This window comes from Anaerolineae bacterium (genome assembly GCA_014360855.1).
GTDB lineage: Bacteria > Chloroflexota > Anaerolineae > JACIWP01 > JACIWP01 > JACIWP01.
Map to the genome: position 1 here is coordinate 1 of JACIWP010000036.1, position 15,983 is coordinate 15,983.

Consider the following 15,983-nt stretch of genomic DNA (forward strand, 5'->3'; position numbering starts at 1 on the left):
GTCAGGCGTGACAGCATGTGCCGGCGTCTCACCATGGGACTGCCCCCGCCCAAGCCGACAATGGCGTCACAGCCGGCCGCCAGATACTGCTGTGCGCCTTCCTCAACCTCATAGTCCTTGGGGTTGGGGGTGACCTGGCTCCACAGCTCGAAATTCATCCCCCAATCCTTCAGGACAGCAACGGCTTTGTCCACCCAGCCGGCGCGCCGCACGCCCTCATCGGTGACCAGAAATATCTTTTCGGCCCCCAACCGTTGAGCGCACTCGGCGATCTGCCCCAAAGACCCTGGGCCGAAGATCACCTCCGGCATCACAAACTTGCAGATTTTCATCTTGGCCTCCAATCCTGCGCGCCGCCCGGGGAACTTATTATCATTATACTCTATTGCTGGAGCCGGGACAATAGGTTCGCGCGAAAAAGGACTGCCAATTCCCCCTTCCGGCCCGGAATATAGGGGACAAAAGTCATGTTATGGCAAGCTCCACCTTCCCTTGCCAGCCGGCGGATATGTATGTTACAATAGAGTAAGCAACGACACAGGGTTGGGCCATCGAAGCAAGAAGAAGAAGGAGAGCCATGGGGGCGGCCGGCCCAGACGGGTCCATTTCCCTTACCTACATCACGCGCTTGCTCCAGAACGATCGCGTTGTCGGACTCCTGATACTGGAGTTCCTGCTCCTCGCCCTGGTCATGGCGCTGAACGAGTGGAGACACGGCACGCACACCGAGGCGCGCCGGCTTTCCGCGACCTTCGCCGCGCTGGCGGCTCTGCGCCTTCCGCTCCTGATCCCAGGACTCCCCCAGGCCTTCCCGCCGGCCTATTCCCTCATCGAAGGCTTCAGCCTGATCCTGCTGGCCTGGTCCTTCTCCCGCTCCGCTTTCCATGACCACGAGCTGGCCGACCGGCTCCGCAATATCCTGCTCCTTCTCGCCGGCCTGGCCGCAGGGATATGGGTCGCGCGGTGGCTTTGGCCTGACGGCACGCGCGACAGCCCCATGGAATGGAGCACCATCGTCTGGCACCTGGCCACGGCCGGCCTGGCCGGGGTGACGACATGGTTCCTGGCCGCCAGCCGGCGCGAACACCGTGCTCTCCTCTCCCTGGCCTTCGGGTTCCTCACCCTGGGACACGCCGGCGTGGTGCTGGGATATCCCACCGCCCTGCGAGCCAGCGGCGCACTGGTGTATCCGCTCTTCACCCTGGCGATCTACCAGACCATTACCGGAGACCTGCGGGCTTATGGGAGCGAGCTTCGCTCCCTCAGCCGGCGTTCCCTCGACCACACCAAAGAGCGCATACTGCTCCTGGAACTGAGCCGGCTGGTGCGCTCTCCGCTCGATGAACTCACTTTGCTGAAGGTAGTGGCCGATTACAGCGGGCCGGTCTTCAACTTGGACGGGCTGGTCGTGCTCCTCAAGGATGAAGGGAACAGCTCCGAGGGCTGGCCCGTCGCGGCCCGTTACCAGTCCCTCAACGCCCAGCTCCCCGAGACGGCCCAGACCCATGTGTACCCGGACCAGCTTCCCCCGCTGAAAGACGCGGTAGCGGAGGGCCGGCAGGTCCTGCTGACTGCCGCGGAGATGGACGAGGCCAATAACCGCATCCGCATCGCCCTGCAGGAACTGCTGGGGCAGGCCCCGCTGGGCGAAGTGCTCATCCAGCCAATGCTGGCCGGCGAACAGGTCATGGGAGCCCTCATTGGCAGTCGTCTTGCCGGCCACCCCCCTTTCACCAGCGAGGAATTCCAGCTCTTCGAAGCGGTCGCCGACCTCTCCGCCGCCACCCTGCACCACCTGCGCACCTTCCAGAACCTCATCCAGGCGCATGCCCACCTGCAGAACCTGAACGCCCAGCTCCAGGACGCCTATCAACATCTTCAGGACCTGGACCGGCTGAAATCGGCGTTCCTCGGCCTGGTGACCCATGAACTGCGCAGTCCCTTCGCCGGCATTGACCTTTCACTGCAGGTCCTGAAGCGATACAGCAAGGAATGCCCCGAACCCGTGCGCGAGCAGTTCGCCCAGCTTGAGCTCAGCATTCACGAGGCCAGCGGGAAGGTGGATGCGCTGGTGTCCTTCGCCAGCCTGCTGGGCCGGCAGGAACTGCTCACCACAACAATGCTGGACTTCGCCGAGGTGGTGGATCAGGTGGTGCTGGTGCTGGGCCCACTGGCGCAGTCGCGCCAGGTGATCCTGCGGGTCAGCGGCGGCCGGCCGGTGATCATAGAGGGCAATCTGGAGCGGCTGAGAGAAGCCCTACAGCACCTGGTGCATAACGCCATCAAGTTCAATAAGCCCGGCGGACAGGTCTTCATCTCATATGGGATAGAGGGGGATATGCTGACCTGTCAGGTGCGGGACACCGGCCCCGGCATCCCCCCTGAACAGCTCTCCTCCATTTGGCAGGGCTTCTACCAGGCCAGCGACCCTGTGCGCAGGGGGGTGGAAGGGTTGGGGCTGGGACTGGCCCTGGTGAAACTGATCATCGAATCGCACCACGGCGAGGTAGCGGCGGAAAGCACCCCCGGCGAGGGCAGTACCTTCCGCTTCCACATCCCACTGCGACAGCCGGCGCGGGTGGAACAGGCGGACGATGGACCATTGACCATGAACGATGAGGAGGCATGATGGAAAAACGGTATATACCTGTCGAGGTGCTTCAGCGCTTCATGTTCGACGTGTTCACCGGTCTGGGGGTGCCGGCGGAGGATGCCGCCATCTGCGCGGATGTGCTCATCACCGCCGACCTGCGCGGCATCGAGTCGCACGGCATCGGCCGGCTGAAATATTACTACGACCGCATCAAGGCCGGCGTGCAGAGGACCATCACCGAGGTGACTGTGGTCCGGGAGACGGAAACCACCGCCGTGCTGGACGGCAACCACGGCATGGGACATGTCATCGCATATCGCGCCATGCGCATGGCCATCGAGAAGGCGCGCCGCGGGGGACTGGGCGCCGTGGCGGTGCGCAACAGCACGCACTTCGGCATCGCCGGCTACTATCCCCTCATGGCCGTGAAGGAGGGCATGATGGGCCTGACGGTCACCAACGCCCGGCCGGCCATCGCCCCCACCTTCGGCACCGAACCCATGCTGGGCACTAACCCCATCGCCTTCGCCGCGCCCACCGACCTGCCCTATCCCTTCTGCTTCGACGCCGCCACCTCCATCACCCAGCGGGGTAAAATCGAGGTGCTGGAACGAGAGGAGACGCCGGCGCCGGCGGGCTGGGTCATCAACCCGAATGGGGAGCCGGTGACCGACCCCACCACCATCCTGCGGGACCTGGACACGGGGAACGCGGCGCTCCTGCCGCTGGGCGGCGCCGGCGAGCTGATGGGCGGCCATAAAGGCTACGGCCTGGCGGTTATGGTCGAAATCCTCTCGGCCTCCCTGCAGGAAGGGGCCTTCCTCAAGGACCTGCTGGGCAAGGCCCCCGATGGAAGCCGCCGGCCCTATATGCTGGGACACTTTTTCCTGGCGCTCGACATCGAGCACTTCATCCCGCTGGAGGTCTCACGCCGCATCACCACGCAGATCCTGCTGGACCTCCAGCGCTCGCGCAAAGCGCCGGGCTGTGAGCGGATATATGTCGCCGGCGAGAAGGAGTACGAGATGGAGCAGGAGCGCCGGCGCACCGGCATCCCGGTGAACGAGAACCTTAAGCGTGAGCTTCAGTATATGCGCGACGAACTGGGCATCGCCGGCTATGAGGCGTACTTCTAGCGCCCCTCACCCCGCGTACCACTGGATTATCGCTGGGCCGTAGAGCATCATCACCAGCGCGCCGATGACCAGGAAGGGACCGTAGGGGATGGCGGTGAAGGCGGAATAGCGCCGGCGCACCAGCAACATCCACAACAGGTACGCGCCGGCGAACAGCCCCCCGAGGAATATGCCGATCACCAAGGCGAAAATAACCCCGGGGAGACCGGTTACCAGCCCAATGAACAGCGCCAGCTTGACATCACCGGCCCCGAATGCCACCTCATTAATGGGCCGGCCGCGCAGGCGCGCCATGACCCTGGCAAACAGCGCCCCCAGCAGGTAAATCACGAACAACATCAAGAAGCCGGTGATGCCGCCCAGCACCGCGCGGCGGATGCCCGGCTCTGGCGTCAGCAGGGCGCCGGCCAGCGCCAGCAGGCAGGCCGGGAATACCACCACGTTCAGGATAAGCCGGCGCTCCAGGTCAATGACCGTCACCAGCGCGAAGATGGCCCAGTACATGGTCTTGACGATGAGTTCCGCCGTCCAGCCGTAGAGAGACCATAGGTAGCCGAAGCCGGCGGCGGTGATGGCCGTCAGCGCGAGGGTGCGCCAGCGCCAGCGCCCACCCTCGAAAGGGCAGGTGCGCCAGCCCAGCAGGACCAGCCAGCGGGCCGGCGCGGACATATCTGCGGGAAGAGGTCGTCCGCAATGGGGACAGCCGGCATGCCAGCCCAGATCGCGCTCCGCCGGCAGGCGGTCGGCGCACCAGGCCAGGAACTGCCCGGTCAGCAGGCCGAGGATGATATATATCGCTGTGGCCATCACCGCCCCCTAATTATAGATTGCGCTAGCCGTTCTCCCGCTCGACCCAGGCCTTAGCGCGCTCGACGGCGCGCTTCCAGCCGCGGTAGCCGGCCTCGCGCCGGCGCTCATCCCACTGCGGCTCGAAGACGCGGTCCAGCACCCAGTTCTGGCGCAGGGCATCGAGGTTGTCCCACAGGCCGGCGGCCAGGCCGGCGGCATAGGCCGCGCCCAGCGCGGTCGTCTCCTCCACACGCGGCCGCACGACCCGCGCACCCAGGATGTCCGCCTGGAGCTGCATCAGGAAGTTGTTGCGGGCCGCGCCGCCATCCACCTTCAGCTCCTTAAGGGAGATGCCGGCGTCCGCCTCCATGGCCTCCACGACCTCGCGGCTCTGATAGGCGATGGACTCCAGCGTGGCGCGCACCAGGTGGGCTTTGGTGATGTAGCGGGTGATGCCGATGATGAGGCCGCGCGCATACATGTCCCAGTGTGGCGCGAAGAGGCCGGAGAAAGCCGGCACGAAGTAAATGCCGCCGGCGTCCTCCACCGAACGGGCGATTTCCTCCGTTTCGCTCGCGCTGTGGATGATGCCCAGGTTATCCCTCAACCACTGCACCGCCGCGCCGGTGATGGGGATGGACCCCTCCAGCGCGTAGGCTTTCACGCCGTTATCCAGCCGGTAAGCGACGGTGGTGAGAAGGCCGTGCTGGGAGTGCATGAGCTTCTCCCCGGTATTGAGCAGGAGGAAGCTCCCCGTGCCGTAGGTGTTCTTGGCCTCGCCGGGGTCGAAGCAGGCCTGCCCAAAGAGCGCCGCCTGCTGGTCGCCCAGGTCGCCGCAGACCTTGACGACGCCGCCCAGGGGGCCGTCGGCACGGGTAAGGCCGTAGCCGGCGCGGTCGCAGGAAGGGCGGATGGCCGGCAGCATCTGGCGCGGGATGTCCAGGATGCGGAGCAGTTCATCGTCCCAGTCCATGGTCTCCAGGTTCATCAGCATGGTGCGCGAGGCGTTGGAAGGGTCGGTGACGTGCGCGCCGCCGGCCGGCCCGCCGGTCAGGTTCCAGATGACCCAGGTATCAATGTTCCCGAACAAGGCCCTGCCTTCTTTCGCCAGTGTGCGCACACCGGGGACATTGTCCAGGATCCACTTGATCTTGGGGCCGGAGAAGTAGGTGGCAATGGGCAGACCGGTCTTGCGGCGGAAAAGCGGCTCCAGGCCGTCATCGATCAGGCGCTGGCAGATGTCGGTAGTGCGGGTGCACTGCCAGACGATGGCGTTGTAGAGCGGTTTGCCGGTCTGGCGGTCCCAGATGATGGTGGTCTCGCGTTGATTGGTGACGCCCAGGCCGGCGATCTGCTCAGGGCGGATGCCGCTGGCGTCCAGGGCTTTGCGGCAGACCTCGGCAGTCGCCTCCCAGATTTCCAGGGGATCGTGTTCCACCCAGCCGGGCTGGGGGTAAATCTGACGGTGTTCCTTGTAAAAGGAGGCCATGACGCGACCGGTGCGGTCGAAGACCATGAAGCGGGTGCCGGTGGTGCCCTGGTCGATGGCGGAGGTATAAACGGCGGTATCGCGGGATGCCATACGAGCCCTCCCATGTCTGGAATGATGTTGGAAGACGGCCGGCGGGATAACTGCTGGCCGGCACAGGCCGCGCCATTATACCCTGGGGCGGGGCAAATGGTCAAAGCGAAGCAGGCCCGAATTGACAATCTCATCAATCTATGGTATATAATCCTCAACAACCGCATACCACTGCCGTTGAGGTGTCCCGAGCCCGGATGCGAGGGACGTAAAGGGGGAAGACCGGTGCAAGTCCGGCGCTGTCCCGCAACTGTAACCCCAACTACTGGGGAAGCCAGGTTACCCGCCTCAACACAGCGTTTCCAGTGACCTGCGCGCGACAGGCATGGGAACACGTGAGCGATTACGTGTGAAAAGCCCCCCGCCGGCCAGCAGGGGGCTTTTCTTTACCCCGCCGCCCAGGACCACTGGCGGCGGTTTCCATTTTCGTCGCAGAAGAGGACAAAGACGTTCTCCTCTGTTGTCTCTCTCCTTTCCTCTGTGTGGTTGGGGCACCGATGGCGGCGGTGCCCCAATCTCTTTCCCTCCGGCTAATAATGATAATAGCGGATCGCCCGCCGGCGCCCAATGGCGAACAGCCGCACCAACAGCCAGCCGGCAACGAACCCACCGATGTGCGCGAACCATGCCACACCGCCAGCCGAAGGCAGTCCCAGCGCCAGCACCCCGTTGAACAACTGGAGGATGAACCAGAAGCCCAGCACGATGACCGCCGGCAGTTCCGCCAACTGGGTGAAAATCCCCAGCGGGATGAGCGTGATAATGCGCGCATGCGGGAACAGCACCAGATACGCCCCCAGCACGCCGGCGATTGCCCCGCTGGCACCGATGCCGGGGATCGTCGAATTCACGCTGGCCAGCACCTGCGCCAGCGATGCCAGGATCCCGCACAGGAAGTAGAAGATGAGGAAGCGGAAGTGCCCCAGCGCATCCTCGACGTTGTTGCCGAAGATCCAGAGGTACAGCATATTGCCGGCCAGGTGCAGGAAACCCCCGTGCAGAAACATGGACGAGAAAAAGCTGAACGCCGTCAGCGCGTCAAACTGGTGCAGTACCCGATACGGCACGACCCCAAAGGCGTAGATGAACGGCTCCAGCAGGCCGAGCATATCCAGCAGAAGCTCAAAGCCGAAGATCACCACATTGGCGACGATCAGCAGGACGGTCATGATGGGGAAGCGCCGCGTGGGCAGTCGGTCAGAGATAGGTATCACCTGTATCACTCCTGTCGGGAATCAAGAGTGGGACAATCATAGCACAAGGGGGCGGTTTTGTCCACGTAGAGCGGGGGGGCAGGCGCCGGCGCTCAGCGCGGCATGGGCCTCTTTCAGCCGCTCCGGAATGGGGAGGGACTGCGGACAGCGCTCCAGACAGGTCTCGCACTCGATGCAGTGCGAGGCGTCCTGCCCCTTGCCCATCAGCCGGGCGTACTCGCGCCGGGCATATTCCTCCAGGCCGTACACCGTGAGGTAGTTGAACAGCTCGAACACGCGCGGGATGTTGACGTTCTGGGGACAGGGCAGGCAGTACTGACAGCCGGTGCAGTACAGCTTTGCCAGCCGGCCATAATAATCCATCAGCGCGGCGATCTCTTGGACCTGGGCCGGCGCCAGCGGCCCCTTCTCCACCGCCATCACGTTCTGTTCCACCATCTCCACCGAATTCATGCCGGACAGCATGACATCGACATCCGGGTTGGACGCGACGAAGCGCAGGGCCAGCTCGGCCGCGGACTGCGCGCTCCAGCCCGTACGCTCGGCCACGCCCTTGGGGAGCACCGCAAGCCGGCCGCCCCCCACCGGCCCCATCACCACCACCGCCACACCCTTCGATGCCGCGTAGCGCATCGCCACCTCATTGCGCCGGTCCAGGTAATTGTACTGACAGGTCACCAGCTCCGCCCATCCCAGATTGACCAGGTCCATCATGGCCTGCGGTTCATCATGGAAAGAGAAGCCCACATGCCGCACCAGGCCCTCTTCCCGCGCCCGAAACATGTCCCGGATCCAGCCGGTCTGGGCGTCCAGCTCCCAGAAATTGTCCCATCCGATGCCGTGGAAAAGGTAAAAATGGACCCAATCCCTGCCCAGACGCTGAAGCTGATGCTCCAGCATGCGGCGCAGGTCGCCCTGGCGCTCCAGGCGGAATTTGGTGGCCTTGTCTGTGATGATGATGTCGTCGGGGGAATGCCAAGAGTTGACCGCGCGCCCGACCGCGATCTCCGCCTGCTCGCTGACGTAGAGGAAGCCGCAGTCCACGTAATTGATGCCCAGCCGGAACGCGGCATGCAGGACCTCGACAGCGCGGTCAAAGTCAATATAGTCGGTGCTTCCGATGGTGATGGTCGGCAGACGCATACTGCCGAAACCCAGGCGGGAGGCACGCAGACCCGTTCTGCCAAGCTCACGATATTCCATTTTGGCTCGCCCTTATATCGGATGATAGAGACATTATAGCGCGTTGCCGGCTACAGCGCCAACCGCGCCCAATGCATGCTCATGGCGGTTGTGTCGCCGGCGTAAAACGCCGCCAGCACCTGGCCGTCTGGCAGAAGGCAGGCCTCCGGATGCCCGAAGGTCCAGCGGTTCATGTCCGCCCAGTAATCGCCGAACTCGCGCTGACCGCCGACGCCGGATTCGCGGCCGGCGGTGCTCTCATAGACCACACACTCTTCCGCCAGCTCCCATGTGCGGCCGAAATCTCGGCTCAAGACGGCGCGGATGGAAGGAGGGTCGTGGCGGTGCACGTAAACAGCCAGGACCCTTTCCCCGCCCAGGCAGAGGGGATAGGCGATCTGGCCGGCGAAGCCGGTGTCGGCCGGCGGCGATGTCCAGCGCCGTCCATCGGGCGAGCCCCAGGCCACGTGGACATTGCGGTCTTGGCCGAGCTGGCGATCGTGGGTCCAGAACAGCGCGATGAGCCGGCCCGTATCCGGCGCGATCCCCAGCCGCTGGTCCCAGTAAAAGACGCGCGCCGCCGGGTCATGGGCCACGATGACCGGGGGCTCAAAGGTGCGGCCGGCGTCCGGCGAGCGGCGCAGCAGGGCATGATGCGCACCCGGACGCGCGTCATAGTAGCTCTTCCAGGCTTCATACGGAAAACCGAGCACACCGTCCGACAGGCGCAGGGGCGCGCCGGTGGCAGAGACGCCCTCAAAGGGGTGCACGTCCAGCTCCCGCCAGGCGTGCCAGCTCCGCCCGTAATCGCTCGATTCGGCCAGCAAGAGCCGGCTGGGGAGGATGCCCTGGGTCTCGGGGTTGGAGAGGGGCAGGGTCGGGTCAGTGCGTTCGAACCAGGTGAAATAGCCCAACAGCCGGCCCGGCTCCAGCTCGAAAAGCGCCCCAGCGCGCCAGGCGCCGCTCACGCCGGCGTATTCCAGCGGGAAGCCCTCCCACACCAGCTCCCAACTGTGGCCCCCGTCGGTGCTTTCGCAAATCAGGATGTTCTCATCGGCGGAATCCTTGGAACTGCCGGCCCGAAATGCCACCAGCAGGCGTCCGTCCGCGGTGTACAGCAGGCTCGTGAAAGAGCAGAAGCGCCGCTGTGGCGGGGCCTGCCGGGCGTCGAAAATGATGCCGTGCTCGATAACCTGCATGATGCCCTCCTGAGGGCGTTAGCGCACGAGCCGGCGGAACGCTTCCTTGCTCACTTCCGCTTCCAGCCGGCCGGCGATGTCCCCCGCGCGAATGGCGTCGCGCAAGACTCCCAGCACCTCTTCCCAGCGAGGTTTCAGCTCTTCCAGCTCGGCCTCAGTATGTGCCCAACACATATGCATGCCGCCGGCGGCGAAGATGCCGCGCTTATTGCACTCCTGGATGAAAAGGGTGGTGGCCTGCTTGCGGAGCAAGGGATCGGGGTCCTCGAAATCCCACTGCAGGACAAAACTGCATCCCATGCCGGCGAAGCGGGCCGGCACTTCCGCCTGCTCCGCCAGGGCGTTGAACGCCTGCATATAGCGCTTGCCCATCCGATCAATGTAGGTCTGGACATCGCGGCGCTTATACTCGCGGATGGTGGCCAGCGCCGCGGCGGCAGTGATGGGGTCGGACCAGTACGTACTGCTGATGAACAGGTCGGCGGCGATGGACATGATCTCCCGTCTGCCGGCCACCGCGCCAAAGGGATAGCCGTTGGAAATGGCCTTGGCATACGTGGCGATGTCGGGCACCACGCCGTATTTGCCCTGCGCGCCGGCGATGTGCAGGCGGAAGCCGGTCACCACCTCATCGAAGATGAGCACCGCGCCGTAACGCGTGGCCAGCTCCCGCACACCCTCCAGGTACCCCGGCTTGGGGTCGAAGGAGCGGGCCGGCTCCAGGATAACGGCCGCGATCTCGCCCTTATGGGTCTCGAGCACCTGCTCCAGTGATGCAAGGTTTTCCCAGGCGAAAGGGATGGCGGTGCCGGCCAATCCGCGGGGCACGCCGGCCGGCTCGATACCAGGCAGGAGGTAATCGTTCAGCACAGCGGTGGACTCCAGGTTGGCGGCCAGGTACCAGTCGTGCCAGCCGTGGTAGCCGCAGAAGGCGATCTTATCTCGGCCGGTATAGGCGCGGGCGATGCGGATGGCAATGGCATTGGCCTCGCCGCCGCCTTTGCAGAAGCGCACCATTTCGGCGCAGGGGATTGTGTTCGTCAGCTCCTCCGCCAGCTCCAGCTCCACCGTGGTGCTGACGCTGGGCGCCGGCCCGCGTCGTATCTGCTCGATGACCGCGGCATCCACCACATCATCCGCATAACCGAGCACACACGCGCCCACTGCCATCTGGAGGTCAATATACTCATTGCCATCCACATCCCAGAAGCGGCAACCCTTGGCGCGTTCGGCCAGTGCGGGGGTCACGCCGTAGGCGTAGCGGTCGGGCCGGCGGGAGATCAGTTGCGTTCCCCCCGGCATCAGGGACTGGGCGCGGGCAAACAGCTCATAGGAGCGCTGGACGCCGAAGGGTCTGGTGTATCCCATGGTATGCTCCTTTTGAAACTTGTCAGATGGTCGGGCCTGTATGCATTATAGCACAGCCGGCGGCCGGTGTCAATGAAAGCGAGAGGATGGGCCCGGGATCGTTCACACCTCGGCCGAAAAAGCTTCCATCCGCATCTGGGTACGGCCGGCGCCGTCGGTGGGACAGCACCAGGGGCGCAGCCAATGGATTATCCCAAAAAGCGCCGCGCGTATGCCGCGCGCAGGATGCAGTCCTCCATCTGCTCCACGTGATGCGACTGGAGCGACTTGATAATGTGGTCTGTCAGCGAGCGGTGCTCCTCATGATAGTTGCCAGCCACCCCCAGATGCTCCAACTGCCGGCGCAGGGCCGGCGTCAGCCAGGGCGTGTCCGGGTTGAGGAAGCGCACCGCATCGCGCAGGTCCCGCCTGAAATTCACATAGACCTGCTGGAGGAACTGGATATCATCCTCGGTGAGCGCATCCAGTCCCAGGATCTCCGGCGGGAACCCAAGCGAATACATGGCGGCGGTGAAGCCGATGGCGCGGGGAAGAGTAATGCCCCCCACGCCGCGGGCATAGCCGAACAATCCGACATGAAGCTTGCGCCGGCGCCGCTGGGGGACGTATTTGGCCACCTCATTGATGGCCGGTACCACAGCCTGCAACTGCTCCTGATAGGCAATGACATATTTGTTGATGATCTCCAGACAGCGGCCGCGGTCCACCTCCTGCGCCGGCTGAATCTGCCGCTCGCGCAGAAGGCGCACCGCTTCTCGCACCTCCTCCGGTGCATAGTCGTACTTAAAGGATGACTGCACAGTGAGCGTGGAGGCGCTGGGATATTCTTGGATGACCCGGTCCACAGTCTGTGGGCGCAGGTTGCCGCGGAACGGAGGCGAACCCACCCCGACGATAGGGTAGATGGGAATGCCGATCTCTTGCGACAGCCGTTCAAGCTCCATCAGGGCAATCTTGTTCAGCAGGACCGCGCTGATCAACCCGTAATTCATCGCCGGGTCCGAACGCGCCAGGAACACCCGCTGGTACTTCAGCTTCTTATCCCGGATGAAGTCGCGAGTGATGGTATGCGCCTCCAGCAGGCGCGGCATATCCTCGAACAGGGGGATAACGTTGATGGTCTCCGGCTTGAACTCGCCGATCCATTCGCAGATGGTCACATCCCCCGGCTTGAACGGCTTATGCTGTTTGCCGACCACGAAATCGCGATAGTAGAGATAAATACGGTCCAGACAGCGGTGGGAAGTGGTCATCGGGAGAATGACCTCAAAGATAGGGGGTATATCATCCCCATAGAACATCTTGGCCGCGTCAAATGAACGAGGAATGCTGTCCAGGGTCTCCAACAATACCTTGGCCTCCCCCTTCTCCACCGTTGGGTTGGGGACGCGCAGGGTGATAAACACATCTTTCCCCAAGCGTTTGTCGCGGAAAAAGGACGGATATTGGTTCAGCAGTTTCTTGACTACGAAGTTATCAACCTCTTTACCTTCGTAGTCCCACATTTGCTCGTCACAGCCCAGGTGGGAGAAGACATAATACGCCTCTTTAATCTCCTCCTCGCCGTTGATGACCACATTTTCGGCAAAGAAAGGCGAGTAGACGTTGTCAGGATGTTGGGTGCTCATGCATTTGGGTATGGTGCACATTTCCGCTCTCCGATAGTAAGGTATGCGGACCCTATGGCACGGCGCCGCATGCACGCCGGCCGGCCACGACCGCGTATCCGATTGCATCCTGGTGGAAAACGATCTGTCAAACGGGGCAACCGCGCAGAACTCTTCCTTGAGGTACACAGACACGTATCATTATATGAAATTGGGCAGGTATGTCAAGCAGAGTTTCATCAGTCTCAAACGCACATTGATCTATTATAACCCGATGCCCTGCGTGTATCCCAAAGTTGACGGATTCCAACCGCTGTGTTAAGCTTTATGTGAATCCGTACAGCATGTATATATCAGGGCGAGCAGTTGCCTATGAAAGACCCTTCCATTTACCATGTGCAGGTCATTGACCGCATCATGCAGATCCTCGCCTGCTTCGACGATACACATCCGGTGCTGGGTGTGTCACAGATCGCCGGCCAGGTGGGGCTTCACCGCGCCACCGCGCACCGTCTGGTGGTTGCCCTGGTGAACGCCGGCATCCTCGAGCGCGTGCCCGGCAGCGATAAATACCGCCTCGGCGTCCGCCTCCTGGAACTGGGATTGTCCATCCTGCGGCGCATGGACTTCCGCCAAGAGGCCATCCCGCACATGCGCGAGATGGTGGACCGTTTTGGTGAGGTCTGCGACCTGGGTATCCTGGATGACGGCCAGGTATTGTACCTTGACGTTTTCCCCTCTCGATTCCCCATTGCCGTCGCCGTGGCGACCGGTATGCGTCTGCCGGCACACTGCACGGCCAGCGGCAAGGCCATCCTGGCCTTCCTCCCACCCGAGGAGGTGGATGCCCTCCTGCCAGACACCCTGCGCCAGTTCACAGAACACACCATCACCACTAAGGCGGCGCTCTTCCAGCAGTTGGAGGAAATCCGCCAGCGCGGCTGGGCCCTGGACGATGAGGAAATTGAAATCGGCGTGCGTGCGGTGGCCGCCCCCATCCGGGATATCACCGGCCGCGCGGTCGCATCCATTGGCATACCCGGCCCCGCCGGCCGCCTGAGCTACGAGCGCATTGAGGAAATGGCCGGCGCATTAATGGAAGCCGCTCGCGCCATCTCCGCCCGCCTTGGCTGGAACGGGCAGGCCGAGGCCCCTACGGACTGAACACTCCTATTCTATGGATCGTCTTCACCAACGACTGCATTGCTCATCGGCCTCCTGCCGGCGGCCATCATCGCGGTGGGCATCCGACAAATCTATCGGAAGGCGGGAACGGTCTGAAGCATGGGGTTGACATTCCCGCCGAAATATTTACAATGTATGTAGCTCTGGGTCCTCGCAGGGGCCGCTTCCTGGGACACTCAGCACAAAGAGAGGTGCCGGCATGACCGTTATCGGCAGTATCCGGGATGTCGCCATCATCATCCTGGCCATCTTGTCCATCGTCATCGGCGTCCTGTTGATCATTCTGCTCGTCCAGCTTCAGCGGCTCATCAAGCTTCTGCGGGAAGAAATCCAGCCCATTTTGGATTCCGCCAGCGAGACGGTGGGCACGGTACGGGGCACCACGACCTTCATGAGCCGGCACCTCATCAAACCGCTGGTAGATCTCAGCAGTACTGCCGCCGGCATCCGGCGTGCCTTCCAGGTGCTCTCGGCCTGGCCCAAGGGCGCGGCGCATTCCCACGGCGAGGATTCCACGGACACTGCATGAGGCTCGTTCACGTGTCAATTCTTTATCTGAAAGAGGAGGGTATCCAATGGCAAGAGACGGCGGAGGCGAATTCCTGACGGGATTTTTGATCGGCGGATTGATCGGCGCCGGCCTGGCTCTCCTCTTTGCCCCACAGCCCGGCAAAGAGACCATTTCCCAACTGCGGCAAAAGGGCGAAGAGCTGAAACAGCGCTTCTCCGACCTCTCCCTGGATGAGGCCAAGGAGTTCATCACCCGCACGGTGCAAGAAGCCATCAAAGAGGGCAAAATTGCCGCCATCCGCACGAAAGAGGAAATGCTGGGCCGGCTCGAGCAGGCCGGCGGCGAGGAGGCGGAAGCCGGCTCCACCGGTGAGATTCAGATCGGCTGAGTACTGCCCTGTGTCAATATCTTTATGTCAATCAATGAACCCACCATGCTCGCACTAGAGCATGGCGGGTTCATTTTGCACCCAGCCGGCCCCTCAGCGCTCCCCGCACCACAGGAAGGAGCGCGGGATGCTCTCAGCGCTGAGGAATTGACCGCCAAATTCATCTATCCTTCCCGGGGCGTCGCGTCTGCAGTCAGCGCACTCCAGCACCGCCACGCTCCAGGTAAAGCGATGGGTACCCTGGCCGGCGCAGATCTCCCTCCCCCATCTCCAGCTTGTATCCCAGGTCCAGACCGCCGCTACCCCGCCGGCATCTTCCCGCCATAACCGCACGAGATAGCCCTGTTCCGCTGTCAGAAGACCGACCGCCGTCCAGTTGAGCAGGACATAGCGCTCCCCCCGTAAGTCGGCCCCGTCCGCCGGCCACAGCGGCAGAGGCGCCGGCAGGGGCGGCCCAGGAGTCGGCGTGGGAGTCGGCACCGGGGTCGGGGTGCTGGTAGGAGTGGGCGGGCCCAGCGGTATGCGCAGCACCTGTCCGATTTGCAAAAGCTCCGGGTCGGCAATGTCATTAGCCCGCATGATGTCGCCGATGGGCACACCGAAGCGCGTCGCGATCTCCGACAGCGTATCGCCGGCCTGCACCTCGTAGATCGCGGTGTTTTCGGCCGGCGTCGGCGTGACTGCGCCGGCCGGAATGGTCAGCACCTGCCCCACCCGCAGAATGTCATCCTCCTCCAGAGCGTTGGCCGCCAGCAGGTCGCGCAGGGGCACCCCAAAGCGCTTCGCCAGCCCAATCAGCGTGTCACCGGCCGTCACGGTATATGTCATGGCCTGGGATACAGCGACCGGGGTAGCCGATGGCAGCGTCGTCGGTGTGGGAGAGACTGTCGGGGTCGAGGTAACGTCCCCCGTGGCCGCCGGCGTGCGCATCGGAGTGAGCGCCGGCGACAGGGCCAGCTCTGGCGCCGGCCCCCTCTTCCAGGGCTGCCATATCATGAGCGCTAACAGGACGAACACCGCGACCAGCGCGATGCGCGCTCCCGGTGAACTTCGCCTGCGGCGATACCCAGCGGACAGGTCAATCATCGCTCGCGCCCGTTCCTGCCGTGCGCCGGCGCGCCGGCCAGAGGAGCCATCCCGCCGCCAGCAGGGATACCAGGGAAATACCTTTGCCGGCCAGCCGCACGGGCGTATCCCCGAAGCGCAGGCGCACCACATGCTCGCCGGCC

The 15,983-nt window shown here is 63.4% G+C and carries 15 protein-coding genes and 1 riboswitch; of the genes, 5 read left to right on the forward strand and 10 right to left on the reverse strand.

What is annotated here, in order from left to right:
- On the reverse strand, positions 1 to 332 hold a 332-nt coding region (locus tag H5T60_03320), incomplete at its 3' end, for an iron-containing alcohol dehydrogenase (GenBank protein MBC7241460.1).
- 245 nt (positions 333 to 577) lie between these two features.
- On the opposite strand from H5T60_03320, the gene H5T60_03325 reads away from it, so the two are divergent.
- Both H5T60_03325 and H5T60_03330 read left to right on the forward strand, forming a co-directional pair.
- Positions 578 to 2,629, forward strand: coding sequence for a GAF domain-containing sensor histidine kinase (locus H5T60_03325; protein MBC7241461.1), 2,052 nt, complete (start codon positions 578 to 580; stop codon positions 2,627 to 2,629).
- Positions 2,626 to 3,729: an Ldh family oxidoreductase gene (locus H5T60_03330; GenBank protein ID MBC7241462.1), complete on the forward strand. Its 1,104-nt coding sequence runs from the start codon at positions 2,626 to 2,628 to the stop codon at positions 3,727 to 3,729. The genes H5T60_03325 and H5T60_03330 overlap by 4 nt, the downstream gene beginning before the upstream one ends.
- A 6-nt stretch (positions 3,730 to 3,735) precedes the next feature.
- Here H5T60_03330 and H5T60_03335 read toward each other — a convergent pair whose 3' ends face one another.
- The 7 genes from H5T60_03335 to H5T60_03365 form a co-directional block, all read right to left on the reverse strand.
- Positions 3,736 to 4,536, reverse strand: a complete 801-nt coding sequence (locus tag H5T60_03335) for a prepilin peptidase (GenBank protein ID MBC7241463.1) — start codon at positions 4,534 to 4,536, stop codon at positions 3,736 to 3,738.
- Positions 4,537 to 4,561: 25 nt separating this feature from the next.
- Positions 4,562 to 6,100, reverse strand: a complete 1,539-nt coding sequence (gene glpK, locus H5T60_03340) for a glycerol kinase GlpK (protein ID MBC7241464.1) — start codon at positions 6,098 to 6,100, stop codon at positions 4,562 to 4,564.
- A 163-nt stretch (positions 6,101 to 6,263) separates the two neighbouring features.
- A riboswitch (cobalamin riboswitch) is annotated at positions 6,264 to 6,406 on the forward strand.
- A gap of 224 nt (positions 6,407 to 6,630) precedes the next feature.
- On the reverse strand, positions 6,631 to 7,314 hold the full coding sequence (locus H5T60_03345; protein ID MBC7241465.1) for a rhomboid family intramembrane serine protease: 684 nt from the start codon (positions 7,312 to 7,314) through the stop codon (positions 6,631 to 6,633).
- A 36-nt stretch (positions 7,315 to 7,350) separates the two neighbouring features.
- Positions 7,351 to 8,517, reverse strand: coding sequence for an aldo/keto reductase (locus H5T60_03350; protein ID MBC7241466.1), 1,167 nt, complete (start codon positions 8,515 to 8,517; stop codon positions 7,351 to 7,353).
- A 50-nt stretch (positions 8,518 to 8,567) separates the two neighbouring features.
- The gene (locus H5T60_03355) at positions 8,568 to 9,695 is read right to left on the reverse strand and encodes an exo-alpha-sialidase (GenBank protein MBC7241467.1); all 1,128 of its coding nucleotides are present in this window, start codon (positions 9,693 to 9,695) and stop codon (positions 8,568 to 8,570) included.
- An 18-nt stretch (positions 9,696 to 9,713) separates the two neighbouring features.
- Positions 9,714 to 11,063, reverse strand: a complete 1,350-nt coding sequence (locus H5T60_03360; protein MBC7241468.1) for an aminotransferase class III-fold pyridoxal phosphate-dependent enzyme — start codon at positions 11,061 to 11,063, stop codon at positions 9,714 to 9,716.
- A gap of 188 nt (positions 11,064 to 11,251) precedes the next feature.
- Positions 11,252 to 12,691, reverse strand: coding sequence for a phosphoenolpyruvate carboxylase (locus H5T60_03365; GenBank protein ID MBC7241469.1), 1,440 nt, complete (start codon positions 12,689 to 12,691; stop codon positions 11,252 to 11,254).
- Between the two features lie 351 nt (positions 12,692 to 13,042).
- Here H5T60_03365 and H5T60_03370 point away from each other — a divergent pair, with 351 nt between their 5' ends.
- From H5T60_03370 to H5T60_03380, 3 genes are all read left to right on the forward strand, one after another.
- Positions 13,043 to 13,834 (forward strand): IclR family transcriptional regulator, encoded by a 792-nt coding sequence (locus H5T60_03370; protein ID MBC7241470.1) that lies wholly within the window; start codon positions 13,043 to 13,045, stop codon positions 13,832 to 13,834.
- A gap of 220 nt (positions 13,835 to 14,054) precedes the next feature.
- On the forward strand, positions 14,055 to 14,384 hold the full coding sequence (locus H5T60_03375) for a hypothetical protein (GenBank protein ID MBC7241471.1): 330 nt from the start codon (positions 14,055 to 14,057) through the stop codon (positions 14,382 to 14,384).
- A 46-nt stretch (positions 14,385 to 14,430) separates the two neighbouring features.
- Positions 14,431 to 14,754, forward strand: a complete 324-nt coding sequence (locus H5T60_03380; GenBank protein MBC7241472.1) for a YtxH domain-containing protein — start codon at positions 14,431 to 14,433, stop codon at positions 14,752 to 14,754.
- Between the two features lie 93 nt (positions 14,755 to 14,847).
- On the opposite strand, the gene H5T60_03385 is transcribed toward H5T60_03380, so the two are convergent.
- Together H5T60_03385 and H5T60_03390 are read right to left on the reverse strand one after the other, a co-directional pair.
- Positions 14,848 to 15,840 carry a LysM peptidoglycan-binding domain-containing protein gene (locus H5T60_03385; GenBank protein MBC7241473.1) on the reverse strand — a complete coding sequence of 331 codons (993 nt, stop codon included), beginning with the start codon at positions 15,838 to 15,840 and terminating at the stop codon, positions 14,848 to 14,850.
- Positions 15,833 to 15,983: hypothetical protein (locus tag H5T60_03390; GenBank protein ID MBC7241474.1), on the reverse strand; the 151-nt coding region annotated here is incomplete at its 5' end. The genes H5T60_03385 and H5T60_03390, both read right to left, overlap by 8 nt.

Excerpts from the sequence above, each read along its gene's own strand:
- H5T60_03325 (MBC7241461.1), top strand. The coding sequence starts at position 578 with ATGGGGGCGGCCGGCCCAGACGGGTCCATTTCCCTTACCTACATCACG.
- H5T60_03330 (MBC7241462.1), top strand. The coding sequence starts at position 2,626 with ATGATGGAAAAACGGTATATACCTGTCGAGGTGCTTCAGCGCTTCATG.
- H5T60_03335 (MBC7241463.1), bottom strand. The coding sequence starts at position 4,536 with ATGGCCACAGCGATATATATCATCCTCGGCCTGCTGACCGGGCAGTTC.
- glpK (MBC7241464.1), bottom strand. The coding sequence starts at position 6,100 with ATGGCATCCCGCGATACCGCCGTTTATACCTCCGCCATCGACCAGGGC.
- H5T60_03350 (MBC7241466.1), bottom strand. The coding sequence starts at position 8,517 with ATGGAATATCGTGAGCTTGGCAGAACGGGTCTGCGTGCCTCCCGCCTG.
- H5T60_03355 (MBC7241467.1), bottom strand. The coding sequence starts at position 9,695 with ATGCAGGTTATCGAGCACGGCATCATTTTCGACGCCCGGCAGGCCCCG.
- H5T60_03360 (MBC7241468.1), bottom strand. The coding sequence starts at position 11,063 with ATGGGATACACCAGACCCTTCGGCGTCCAGCGCTCCTATGAGCTGTTT.
- H5T60_03365 (MBC7241469.1), bottom strand. The coding sequence starts at position 12,691 with ATGAGCACCCAACATCCTGACAACGTCTACTCGCCTTTCTTTGCCGAA.
- H5T60_03370 (MBC7241470.1), top strand. The coding sequence starts at position 13,043 with ATGAAAGACCCTTCCATTTACCATGTGCAGGTCATTGACCGCATCATG.
- H5T60_03375 (MBC7241471.1), top strand. The coding sequence starts at position 14,055 with ATGACCGTTATCGGCAGTATCCGGGATGTCGCCATCATCATCCTGGCC.
- H5T60_03380 (MBC7241472.1), top strand. The coding sequence starts at position 14,431 with ATGGCAAGAGACGGCGGAGGCGAATTCCTGACGGGATTTTTGATCGGC.
- H5T60_03385 (MBC7241473.1), bottom strand. The coding sequence starts at position 15,840 with ATGATTGACCTGTCCGCTGGGTATCGCCGCAGGCGAAGTTCACCGGGA.